The following is a 12,640-nucleotide window of genomic DNA, read 5'->3' on the forward strand; positions in this document are numbered from 1 at the left end:
TTTAATTATCCACAGTGGCTGCGAAGTCCTACAGAATAAGCCATTGGGCCATATAAAAACTGTCCGGACTATTGAAAAATGGGAACGCTCTCCATCTTCGCTTGTCAGGAAGTACCGTTCTCCACAAAGGTTTTTAGCTTTGAAGCGTTCCTCACTGCATTTCCCTCTCCGTCGTTGTTGAAGTAGACAAACACAGTTCGCCCCTGACTTTCCCACTCGTGGATGCGCGAGGCCCACCAATGCAAATCATCATCCGAGTAGGAGCCACCGTAGAGATTGTTGGCGTCGGGGCCGTGGAGGCGCACATAGACGAATGAGCCCGTGGCGCGGAGGATACACGGCAGGTGTGCCCCGCTCATCACGCAGTAAGCCGCTCCAGAGCGTTCCAGCAGTGAAAATACCTCTTCTGTGTGCCAGCTTGGGTGTCGGAATTCAACAGCTACTTTGATCCAGCGCGGCACCTGTTCTAGAAAGTAGGCTAGGCGGGCCGAGTCGCAGCCGAACTGGGGAGAAAGCTGGACGAGTAGAATACCCAGTCGTGAGTCCAAGCATTGAAGTCCCTCACTCATCCGTTCCAACCACTGTTCTGGCGAGTAAAGACGCTTGGAGTGCGTTAGACCACGGGGCGCTTTTACGGTCATGAGAAATCTTTGGGGGAGGCGCTCTCGCCAGTTAGCAAAGGTAGTGTTTGGTGGCCAGTGGTAGTAGGTGCTATTAACTTCGACGGTTTGATAGTGCTGGATATAGCGATCGAGCCTAGAGCGTGGCGGTAGCTGGTGGGGATAAAGCACACCTTCCCAATGGTCGTAACTCCAACCTGAAGTGCCAATATGAACACTCATCGCCTTTTTACTCCCATGCAGATTGTGTTTGTGTTGGAATTTAAGTTTAGTCGGCCCGCATCGCTATCGCACTCTATCAATCAACTAAAAATAGAGAGAGCAAGTTGAACTCTTAAGGACTCTTTTAAACGGTGAGCCTGACTTTACTGCTTTGGGCGATCGTTTCAGGTTTTTCTATGTTGATTTTTTTTTGCTGGTTATGCAGATTTTCAGCATGAGTAATTAGCCGCTTGAGTTAGTCATATCCTAGATCTAATAGCCTTGTGGTTTATGAGGTTTTTTTTTCTATATGTTCCCCAAGTTGACTCATGAAAGTGAAGCGACAATTCTTTGGTAATATGGAAGCGATCGCACTCATAGTCTAATTGTTGGAAATGTTTAATAGGGGAGAGCATCTTACTTTTGCATGCAGCCAAGCTAGCAATTGGAGTTGGGAGTTAGGAGCTAGGAACCTGGAGACAGAAGTAAGGAGGCAGAAGAAGTATTTTTACAAATATGAGATGCTTCCTAATAGGGAAAGCGCAGATGCAACGCAGATGGTTTTCAATATAGAAGAGTGAATGCCTACCATTCCAATTTAATGACTGATGACTGATGACTAAAAGGACACAACAATGTTGTGTCCCTACGGAATTTGGCCCAATCTTGCTTGGAGACAGTCATTAGTCATCAGTCATTAATAAACTAATAACTCATGACTAACCACTAATCAGTTGTACTAACGTGGTCGATTCTCTCTAATTGCCAGAGAATTTGGTTGCCTTCGCGCCGCACCCGCGAAACTACCCAATTTCGCCAAACCCAGTTGTCTCCACGACTGGTGACAGCGCTGGCATTTACATCCATCAAATCAGCCAGTTCAGAACTGGTAATCAAGTAGCCTTTCGTCGCAACCTCGTCGGCGATGTGCAACGTTTCGATCAGATTGCGGAGGTCTTGAACCCTCACCTCGCGGGGCAAGTTCTCCAGGGTATCGGCAGTTGAATCCATCATGGTAGAGTGGGAGATCGGAAGGTCAGAAGTTATGACATAGGATTCTATCGTTTTGTTACCAGTTGTGTCCGTTTCTTCCCAAACAATTGTGTTTTCCGAACCTAGGGGCGATGTGGCCGCGCTGACAAAAGTGTCGGCCTGAGTCTCGCCTACAGTTGGTTTGCGCTGTTGCAGTTCGGGAGTGAGATTGTGCGAGAAGCTGCGGGCAATTTCATCGCATCTGTCGTTGTAGAAGTCCCCGGAGTGGCCGCGGACGTGTTCCCACTTGATTTGCCGGGAATTCAGCTTGTCTAGCAGATGCCAGAGGTCTTGGTTGACAACATCTTTTCCGGTTGAGGTTTTCCAGCCCTTATTTTTCCAGCCTTGAATCCATTTAGTGATGCCGTTTTTAACGTATTCGCTGTCGGTGTAAACGGTGACTGGTTCGGTTTGACCGGAATTCGCAAAAAATTCCAGCGCAGCGACGGCGGCCTGCATTTCCATGCGGTTGTTAGTAGTTTGAGGGTCTCCACCCCCAAGTTCGTGACAGTTGCCGTCGGCGAAACAAACTACTGCACCCCAGCCACCTGGGCCTGGGTTGCCGGAACAAGCGCCGTCTGTGTAGAGGCTTTTGATTTTGGGAGTTGTCATGAGCGAATTAATTTGTTATTTAGGGGTAAGTTGTTTGCAAGTGCGATAATTAAGGCAATTGAGATAGTTTTACTTACTGCTATGAAAAATGCCAACTTAAAGATTAAAAAGGTTGCGCTATTTATTTGTCCGTTTTCTTTGTTAATTTTTAATACTTTCGCGCAAGCACAGCCTATAGTGCCTGCTGCTGACGGTACGGGTACTGTTGTCACCCCCAGCGGCAACCGCTATGATATCAACGGGGGCAGTTTGTCGGGAGACGGCGCGAATCTTTTTCACAGTTTTGGGCAGTTCGGCTTGAATGAAGGTCAAATTGCTAATTTTCTGACAAATTCGGCTATTCAAAATATATTAGCTCGAATTGCTGGCGGGGACGCTTCGCTAATTAACGGTTTAATTACTGTCACGGGCGGCAATTCTAATCTGTTTCTAATTAATCCTGCGGGGATTGTGTTTGGCCCGAACGCGAGTTTGAATGTGCCGGCGGCTTTTACTGCAACTACTGCTACTGGTGTCGGTTTTGGTTCTAATTGGTTTAATGCTGCGGGTACAAATAATTTTAGCGCCTTGGTGGGTACGCCAAATGCTTTTAATTTTGGTGCGGGTGTACCGGGAAGTATTGTTAATGCTGGCAATTTAGCTGTGACTCCGGGGCAAAATTTGGCTTTGCTTGGCGGTACGGTTGTTAGTACCGGGCAGTTGTCGGCCCCGGGCGGGCAAATTACTGTTGCTGCGGTTCCGGGATCTCAGGTTTTGCGAATTAGTCAACCAGGGCATCTGTTGAGTTTGGAAATAGCAACTGGCGGGAATGTTGGTAATTCTAAACAGACTTTGAATCCTATTTCTTTGCCACAGTTGCTGACAGGTACGGGGCAAAATCAGGCGGCTGGTGTTGCGGTTGCTGATGACGGTTCTGTGAGGCTTGTGGGTTCTGGTTTGCAGGTAAATTCTGGGGATGTGGCGATTGCTGCTAATGTGTCTGGGCTGCCGCAGTTGAATGCGGGAAGTGCGAATTTATGGGCTGCAGAAAATCTCACGTTAGCGGGTGCTAGGCTGCAAACTACGGGGAATTTGAGTTTGCTGGGTGGGGATGCGGTGCGGATCAGGGACAGCGCCCAGAATCCTTTTTTGGCGCAGGCTGGGGGGAATTTATACATTCAAGCCGATCGCACTATTGATATTCTCACTCAAAATGCGATCGGCGGCTCATCTCTTCCCCCGCAATTCCAAAGCGGTGGCAATTTGAGTTTGGTGAGCAACGGTGTTATTTCGGGGGATTCCCACTTTGTTTCGGGGGGCAATTTCTCGGTGCGGAATTTGTCAGGAATGCCGGGAAATTTCGTGAGTTTATTTGACCCGATTATCAGTTCGGAAGGAGATGTTTTCTTGGGAGATTATACTGGTGTTTCGCTGAAAGTCGAGGCGAAGGGGAGCATTGTTGCCGAGGATATTACAATTACCGGCCCTGATATTGCATTGGGTAGGGAAAATGTGAATCCCGACGATCCAGATATTGCTATTTTAAGCAGCAGTCCCGCCTTAATTTTGCGGGCGGGAGTGGCAACTCTGCTAAATCCTGTTAGTAACAGTTTAGGTGAAGATTCAATCTTTACAAATCCAATTTTATCAAGCAATTTGATTTCAGTTGAAAATATTTCAGCAGGTGGGCCGGTAATTTTGTCAGCGCTGGGAAATATCGCAACTAGAGATATTAATGGCGGTCAAATTAGTCTAGAAAGTAGGGAAGCAGAAGTGCTAGTTGGGGGCAGATTAACGTCTAGTTCGACAATTAATATTCAAGCTAATGACAATATTATCTTGACAAGTGACATTTCTCGTGCTGATATCAACGGCAGTATTAGTCTGAATACTGTTCGGGGTAATATCGTCACAGGATCGATCGATACTGGAAATTCCGGGGCGATCGAACTTAAAGCTTTTGGCAATGTGAATTTTGGGACTTTGCAGGGTTCTAAAGTTGATATTACCAGTAACTCCGGAGCAGTGGGAGTTTTGACTGATGCCAATATCATTGTTCCTAATACTACACCCGTCAATATTACAGCAACCGAGAATATCAATTTGACAGCTTTTAGGGACTTAACGGTTGACAATCTAACCGCTGCGACTGTCAGTGCTAGCAGCACCAATGGGAGTGTTAATACGGGTGCGATCGCTACTTCGGGAGATGTCAGAATTGTAGCCGGACAGGACATCAGCCCGGGGGCAATAACTGTTAATCCTGTCACCACAAATCCAGTTAATCCCATCATTCCCGTAGTCAATCTGGACGCCCTAAATAATATTAGTGTTGATTCGATCAATGCTCCGGAGGCTACGATTGCTTTGAGAGCGACCAGCAACTTAAATTCAGGGAGTTTGCTGGGGGGAGCAGTGGAACTAAAGAGCGATAGCGGAAATATTGCGATCGGTAATACTACATCTATTGGGAATATTAATATAAGAGGATCGGGAAATGTAAATTCGGGGAATTTGCTGGGAACAAGAGTTAATGTAAATAGCTCTTCGGGAAGTATGGATATTGGAAGCGCTACAGCAACCGAAAATACTGTCAATTTAACAGCACCGCGGGATGTCAATTCAGGGGATTTGCGAGGAGTTGGAGTTAATGTAACTAGCAATTCTGGAAGTATTAATATTGGCAATACGGATGCTACAACAGGAAATGTCAATTTAACAGCACCGCTGGATGTGAATTCAGGGGAGTTACAGGGAGTTGCAGTTGATGTCGCTAGCGCCAGGGGAACCGTCAGCACTGGTAATATAAGTGCAGTTGAAAGTGTCGGAATTTTAGCTGGAAACGAAATCCGAATTGGGCAAATAAATGTTAATCCTGTTGTTAGGATCGATCGCACTTCTACAGTAAATCTTAACGCTCAAAATGATATTAGGGTTGCATCGATCGATGCTCCGGGCAGTAATGTTGAACTCGCAACTCCGGCTTTAGTGCGAGTGACGGGTAGTTTTGACCAAAACGGCACTCCTGTTAGCATCTCGACTCTTGGCGACACTCAACCCGGTACAGTTACGATCCGCCACGGGGGCGGCGATGCCACTCCGCCGACGCCTTTTGCGGTGGGAGATGCGACGACTAACGGTACTGCTGGGGCGATCGCCAGTAATCCTGTGGGTACGATTACTCAGGGCCGATCTTTCATAAATTCTTACACTCAAGGCAATAGTGCGATCGTCACTACAAATCAACCCGGTACAAATCAACCCGGTACAAATCAACCCGGTACAAATCAACCCGGTACAAATCAACCCGGTATAAATCAACCCGGTACAAATCAACCCGGTACAAATCAACCCGGTATAAATCAACCCGGTACAAATCAACCCGGTATAAATCAACCCGGTACAAATCAACCCGATATAAATCAACCCGGTACAAATCCTCCGCCACCATCGCCAAGCGGTAGATTTCCATTAGATAGAAACCGGGTTTTTCCCGATCGCAACCAACCCTTTAGTCGCGAACAGCGGCAGAACCAAAACAGAATATCGCGAGATATAGGAAAACCCGGAGAAAGGATGCCCCCCGAAAGAATGCACTCTCCCAGAGAAATGAGAAATTTCCTCAATTCAAATATCAGAGATTCAGTTATTCAGTCAGCATTTCGGGGTGACATCGGCAGGAATTTGGAGACCGGAAAAATATCGGCAGCTTTGTCTCTGCTGGACAAATCTTTCAGCCAAGAATTTGGGGAATATTTAGGGATAAACATCAGTAACGAGTTGGTATCCCCAGAGGAAATTAAAACAAAGTTAGCATCGGTGGGCGCACAAACCAGCACGAAACCCAGCTTAATTTATCTATTCTCGCAGCCCGAAGAATTAAATTTAATGCTGATTACTTCTTGCGGTGAAGTGGTTCACAAAAGTGTGCCGGCTGCGAACCGGGCACAACTGCTGAAAGTTGTCACTCAGTTCAGGGATGAGATTACCAAACCGGGGGTGCGGGCTACTACGAGTTATCTACCATCTTCCCAACAGCTTTATAAGTGGATCATTGCGCCTTTAGAGGACAGTTTGAAACACTGCGAAACCGATACTATTTCCTTTGTTGTCGATCGAGGTTTGAGAGGTATGCCCTTTGCTGCTTTGCACGACGGACACCAATTTTTGGTAGAAAAGTACAGTCTCAGCCTGATGCCCAGCATTAATTTAACAGATACTCGCTACGTCGATCTGAGAAATTCTCAAGTTTTAGCAATGGGTGCCTCGGAATTTTCCGAGTTGAATCCTTTGCCTGCGGTTCCTGCTGAAATAGCCGCTATTTCTAGAGAGTGGCCGGGAGTTACTTTTCTAAATGAGGGTTTCACTTTGGATAATTTGAAGCGACAGCATCAAAGCCGGCCTTTTGGCATTATTCACTTAGCTACTCACGGTGAATTTCGACCTGGATCACCGAATAATTCTTTTATTCAGTTGTGGAATAGTCGGCTGCGACTGGATCAATTGCGAGATTTGAAATTGAATGATCCGCAGGTGAATATGTTAGTTTTAAGTGCTTGTCGGACTGCGGTGGGAGATGCACAGGCGGAGTTGGGTTTCGGGGGGTTGGCGCTGCAAGCGGGGGTGCAAACGGCTTTGGGAAGTTTGTGGTACGTGAGTGATGAAGGTACTTTGGGATTGATGAGTGAGTTTTACCAGCAGTTGAAGACGGCGCGAATTAAGGGGGCGGCGCTGCGACAAGCGCAAATTGCGATGTTGCGGGGAGATGTGCGTTTGGAGGGTGGCAGATTGCGGGGTTTGAGTCGGGGTGAGGGGGTGGAGTTGCCGGCTTCGCTGCAAGGGTTTGCGGATTTAAAGTTGTCGCATCCTTATTATTGGTCGGCTTTTGTGATGATTGGGAGTCCTTGGTGATTGGTGATTAGTGATTAAGTAAGTCAAGGGAAATATTTACAAGTATGTAAGGAAGGATTAAGTAACTTAATGGGAGTTAAATTGAACAGCTTCTGTAGTATACTTTCCTTTTTCTGCTCTAACTTATACCCCATGAATTACAGCATAAGCGAGCTCTAATTCATCCTCAAACATTTTTCCGGCTAGTTGATTTTTTTTGATATATTGCCACTGCCATTCAATTGGATTCATTTCTGAACAAGATTTAGGCAAAAAGAAGATGTATTAACCCTGAATTTCCTACTTCGACCATAATTGTTGGACTTTGCCGACATCGGTGTATCGGACCGTTTTCATTTTCATAGCGACACGGCGATTGCGCTGCTGTTCAAATAATCCTAAGACGCTACCAAAAAGCAAGTCAATGCGAGTCATCATCCAGCGAGTAAAATCATCTCAAGTCGAAATAGAAGGTCAAATTGTCGGCAAAATTGGCCGCGGACTTAACTTGCTTGTAGGTATTGCAGACACCGACACCGAAGCAGAACTCGATTGGATGGCTCGCAAATGCCTAGAATTGCGTTTGTTTCCCGACTCTGCTACGGATACCGGGCGCTGGGACAAGTCCGTACAAGACATCGGTGGCGAGTTGCTGGTTGTCAGTCAGTTTACGCTCTACGGCGATTGTCGCAAAGGTCGGCGACCTTCCTTCGATCTAGCAGCGGCTCCTGAACGAGCCGAAATTATTTATGATAAATTTGTCGAAAAGTTGCGCCAGAGCGGCTTAAAAGTTGAAACAGGCTTGTTTGGAGCGATGATGCAAGTCTCGATCGAGAATGACGGGCCGGTGACTTTGATATTAGAGAGAGAATCGGGGTGAGTTTGTTGACAGGCTTCTCTGTTCACCGCACCACATCCTACTTTTTTTTATCTTCCTACCCTTTGGGAACGGCTTCGCCGAACGTGTCATTTGCGTCTTCGCGGTTCGTTCAAAAAAAGCCGTTGCGCGTTTTACTAAAAGCAAATTTTCAGATTAACCGGGTTTCCTAACTGCGGTTGCGTAGGTTCAGAAGACATGGGTTTTCGCTACATTTTCTCCCATCCCGATTCCAGAACTTCAAACCCTTAAAAAACCAGTTTGTAAATCGTCCACTCAGCGGCCCTGGAACACCGTCAATCTTTTTCGCGATCGCCCCACACGACTAACAGCTCAGAATGCTTGTACAGTAAGGCTTTAATGGCAATAAAACCAATATTCCACAGTCAGCGCTTAGAATCAGATTCAGCAGCCAAAAACTGTTGCATGAGAGAGTGGAACACTGGCATCACTGCGGTTATCTCTACTTCCGTAATATTCAATGTATAGAGAGTTGAATCAGCACAGCAAGCGAAACCGCCAGCAACTGCCACCTCACTCTCTGAGAAATGTCCTCGCACACCCGCTGTGTCCTACCACCCGATAAACGCCATGACTGTCAAAGCTGCCACCAACACCGTCAACTGCAACACCGCTTCTGATCTCAACTGCATTCCGGAACCAACCGCTGAAATCAATACTGTTCCCAGCATCGATATCCTCGCTTTGGCTAACTTCGCCCTCAAAGAATTGCAAGCCGAAATGAAAACTGCCAGCCGCAGCGCTCAAACAGTGGCGATGCGGATTGCTAAGGAAGTTGAACGGATTTGCCAAAAAAGCGATCGCATCCAAATTTCCGGCGAAGTTGAAGCTTGGCAAATCACCTTGGCCGAGCACCGGTTGCAAAAAATCCTGCAATACTACCGCCTCGGTTCCAAACAAGGCCGCGTCGAACTGCACTCTCACCTCGCGGCGATGATTTACCGCCATGTTGCTTCTTTCCGATCGAACTTGAACTTCCAAGCTCGCTACAACATGATTGAAGACTTTTTGCAAGGCTTTTACATCGAATCTCTGCGAGCTTTCCGCCGCGAACACCAACTCGATGTCACCTACCAGCCCCGCACCCAGCTAGAATTGGCTGAGTACATGGCTTTCACCGAACACTACGCCAAGCGCCAAATCGGTTTGCCCGGCCGCAACCGCCAACGCCTGATCGTGTTGCGCGCTCAAGGATTTGCCAAGGGCCAGCCTCCGGAAACTGCGATCGACATTGAAATGGCTGTAGAATCCGGCAAGGGAGAAGAGGCGGAAATGTACAGCCGCTCTCCGGCGCTGCAACAAGTGCGCGAGCAAATGGTATCGGAAACTGTCGATCCGGCTGATGCTGTGCTGCGCGATCGAGTAGTCTCGGAATTGATCGCCTATCTGGAATCGCAAAATCAGCCAGAATGCGTGAATTACTTAACTTTAAAATTGCAAGACCTTTCGGCTTCGGAAATTGACCGCGTACTCGGTTTGTCTTCCCGCCAGCGCGACTACTTGCAACAGCGGTTTAAGTACCACGTCGAAAAATTTGCCCGCACTCAAAATTGGAAACTCGTCCACGAATGGCTGGGTGCTGATGTCGATCAAAAGCTGGGAATGACTTCGGACAAATGGGAAGCATTTCGCGCTCAACTTGCGCCCGAAATGCAGCAAATGTTAGAAATGAAGCGGAATCAAGAAAGCGATAAGGCGATCGCCACGGCGCTCAAATGCACTCCCAAACAAGTCCAAAAACGCTGGGCGCAACTGTTGGAGCTGGCAAGCCAGACTCGCAACAGCAGCCAAGCTTAATTGGTACTCAAATATGAATGCAACTGTTTTCTTGAGACTGGAAAATGCGATCGGGTGCGGCACCTGCACAGGAATGCCCGCCCCGGCGTCCACTCTCAAATCAACAAGGGCTGCTACTAAATTATCGCCGCTTTTTGGCATATTCAATTTATTAAAACAACATTATTCTTTAAATATATTTCATTCCCTGGTTAGGCCGGGGAATTGGTTTTTATTAGTCATTATTCATTAGTAATTAGTTATATAAAATTGCTTGCCGAAGAGGCGGCATGGCATATATTTATAATGAAATTCAAACATAGGGAGTAGCAGAACAAAGGCAAAGTTGTTCAAAGTTCAAAAATGCAATACCCTAAATGCCAGGGTAAAGATGTACTTAAAAATGGGAATCAAGACTGAGAACAGTGCGATACATTTAAGCCATGCAAATGTGTGTCACAACCTATAGTGAGCCGGGAGATTCCAAGGATGCCAAACAAATTTGCTTAAGCAATATACTGTAATGGCATGGGGCCGCAAGACAAATTGAGCGTTGTACTGGTATAACGCACAATAGGGTCATCACCTGGCTCAAAGAAACAGGGAGACGATTATTTGAAACTGAGGCAATTGAAACGATACCCCAAGTAAGCGAAATCGACGAAATCCAGATATTTGTTGGGTAAAAAAAAAGCAGCTCCTTGTATGAACAGCAGTAAATCACTTGGCTGATGTCATTCTTGCTTGGACATTATGAGATAGGAGGAGTGAAACTTTTGTGGCTTTGTGGATGATGATTAAAAATAGGTAAGTAGTAGGACACGATTAATTACACAAAACTATGGGCTACAAGCCTTATCTAGTAAAAAATTAGCCAATAATCAGTTTGCAATTAATTCTATTCAATTACTTGATGCAACCGAGTTACTCCGTCGGGGGAGTGCTACGGCGCTAATTAATCAAGCTTTGGTTGACCAAAGTCAGATACAACAACTGTCTAATCATGAGGAACCTACGAAATAGCTTCCTGCTAGTGCTGCTAAAAACCCTAATTGATTTTTGAACCAGTATCCATCATAAGGGCGATCGCATCTACATACTGATTTTCCAGCATCAACTTTTTGTCAGTGCTGGCACAAAATTTTCGCCAAACACCTCAATAAACTGCTCTTGTTCTCGGTTAACGTTGTGCAAAATTAGTTCATCAAACCCCTATTCAATATCTTTTTGCAACGACTCAATATGCTGCTCTTGGTCTGCCGAGATGCGGACGTGTTGATATAACTCTTCTGGTTTCACAAACTCCCCGGTGGCATCAAATTGATTTGGTGTTATCAGTTCGGTCAACATTTTGCTTCTGAAGATGTTACTACGCCATTTATCGTGAGCGCCTTGTAGTGCTTTGTCTGCATTACTGTCATAGGAAAGCTGCACTTTCCAAATCATTGGTTTCCCTTCTCCCCCACCGCGACGAAACGCATCGACGACTTTTTTTAACTTTTCAGGTGGGCGAGAAGTAGTAATTAATCCATCAGCTCAACTTCCCAACCATTCTGCTGTTTCTGGGGTAACTGCCGCGCCGATAATTAATGGGAGAATTTCCGGGCGGGTATAGAGTTTTGCATCTTCTACGCACACTAAACCGGGATGGGTGACGGTTTCTCCTGCCCAAAGGGCGCGGATAATATCGACACATTCTTTGAGGCGCGTGTTGCGGCTCTTAGTAAGTCACTTATCCCCAGTAATATTTATCGTTCAACGCTTGACCGCTGCCAACCCTGAGCCAAAAACTATTTGGAAACATTTCTGCCAACGTTGCCGCAGCTTGGGCAATAATAGCCGGATGATACCGCTGTCCGGGAGCGCAAACAACCCGATAGGAAAGCCTCGGCGTTGCTTGCATTGCTGCACCCAACCAAGACCAAGCAAAACCACTTTGTCCTTGCGCTTCACTCCAAGGATGAAAGTGATCGGAAGAAAGGGCATGGGTAAAGCCAGCTTGTTCTGCCATTTGGACATATTTCAGCAGTTCGCTGGGCTTAAACTGTTCATGGGAAGCATGATAACCAATTTGTGCCATAAGTTTTTAGGAGTTTTGAGTTGAGTAGGAGCGGTGCCCCCGTACCCTGCCTGAGTTGTCAGTTAAAATATCCAGACTTAAAAGCAGGTGATTTAACCAGGACGGCTAGTAAAAGTTTTGAGTTTTGAGTTAGATAAGTTTTTAATTCACCCAAAATAGGTAGTAATAAATATGTAGTGAAATTTAATTACAGTAATTGAATACATAGGATACTTTTATAACTTATACAATCAAATTTTGTGATTTTAATATTTTTTTCGCGTTTGAATGTAGGTTGAGTTACAGTTATGCTATCATCAGGGATTATTGCTGGAATCCTTGATATCTGCCAACAAGATTAGTTTAGTCATATAATATGCTATCCTTACGACCAAATTGCCCTGAGTGTGGTTCAAATCACATAGTTAAAAATGGTAGAATTCACAATAAAAAACCAAAATACAAATGTCAAAGTTGCGGCCGCCAATTTGTCGAAAATCCGACCAACAAAGTAATTAGCTCAGAAACAAAAGATTTAATCGATCGACTTCTTTTGGAGAAGATTTCTTTGGC

The 12,640-nt window shown here is 46.0% G+C and carries 9 protein-coding genes; 4 read left to right on the top strand and 5 right to left on the bottom strand.

Annotated elements, in window-relative coordinates; translation table 11 throughout:
* Positions 1–104 precede the first annotated feature (104 nt).
* Positions 105–842, bottom strand: coding sequence for a DUF72 domain-containing protein (locus QUA33_RS26140; protein ID WP_333152427.1), 738 nt, complete (start codon positions 840–842; stop codon positions 105–107).
* Between the two features lie 705 nt (positions 843–1,547).
* A complete protein-coding gene (gene rnhA / locus QUA33_RS26145; RefSeq protein WP_333152429.1) occupies positions 1,548–2,465 on the bottom strand; it encodes a ribonuclease HI in 918 nt (305 codons plus the stop codon).
* An 81-nt stretch (positions 2,466–2,546) separates the two neighbouring features.
* On the opposite strand from rnhA, the gene QUA33_RS26150 reads away from it, so the two are divergent.
* From QUA33_RS26150 to QUA33_RS26160, 3 genes are all read left to right on the top strand, one after another.
* On the top strand, positions 2,547–7,355 hold the full coding sequence (locus QUA33_RS26150) for a CHAT domain-containing protein (RefSeq protein WP_333152431.1): 4,809 nt from the start codon (positions 2,547–2,549) through the stop codon (positions 7,353–7,355).
* 403 nt (positions 7,356–7,758) lie between these two features.
* Positions 7,759–8,214: a D-aminoacyl-tRNA deacylase gene (gene dtd / locus QUA33_RS26155; RefSeq protein ID WP_333152433.1), complete on the top strand. Its 456-nt coding sequence runs from the start codon at positions 7,759–7,761 to the stop codon at positions 8,212–8,214.
* Between the two features lie 588 nt (positions 8,215–8,802).
* Positions 8,803–10,029 (top strand): HetZ-related protein, encoded by a 1,227-nt coding sequence (locus QUA33_RS26160; protein WP_333100652.1) that lies wholly within the window; start codon positions 8,803–8,805, stop codon positions 10,027–10,029.
* Positions 10,030–11,220: 1,191 nt separating this feature from the next.
* Here QUA33_RS26160 and QUA33_RS26165 read toward each other — a convergent pair.
* The 3 genes from QUA33_RS26165 to QUA33_RS26175 all read right to left on the bottom strand — a co-directional run bounded on the left by QUA33_RS26165 (position 11,221) and on the right by QUA33_RS26175 (position 12,088).
* The gene (locus QUA33_RS26165; protein ID WP_333152435.1) at positions 11,221–11,454 is read right to left on the bottom strand and encodes a hypothetical protein; all 234 of its coding nucleotides are present in this window, start codon (positions 11,452–11,454) and stop codon (positions 11,221–11,223) included.
* A gap of 90 nt (positions 11,455–11,544) precedes the next feature.
* The gene (locus QUA33_RS26170; protein WP_333152439.1) at positions 11,545–11,694 is read right to left on the bottom strand and encodes a hypothetical protein; all 150 of its coding nucleotides are present in this window, start codon (positions 11,692–11,694) and stop codon (positions 11,545–11,547) included.
* Positions 11,695–11,740: 46 nt separating this feature from the next.
* Positions 11,741–12,088, bottom strand: a complete 348-nt coding sequence (locus QUA33_RS26175) for an LLM class flavin-dependent oxidoreductase (RefSeq protein WP_333152437.1) — start codon at positions 12,086–12,088, stop codon at positions 11,741–11,743.
* Between the two features lie 355 nt (positions 12,089–12,443).
* Between QUA33_RS26175 and QUA33_RS26180 the strand changes: the two genes are divergently transcribed.
* A partial coding sequence (locus tag QUA33_RS26180; protein ID WP_445251078.1) for an IS1/IS1595 family N-terminal zinc-binding domain-containing protein occupies positions 12,444–12,640 on the top strand: 197 nt, incomplete at its 3' end.

Origin of the sequence: Microcoleus sp. Pol14D4 (assembly GCF_036701245.1) — a bacterium.
Classification (GTDB): Bacteria; Cyanobacteriota; Cyanobacteriia; order Cyanobacteriales; family Microcoleaceae; genus Microcoleus.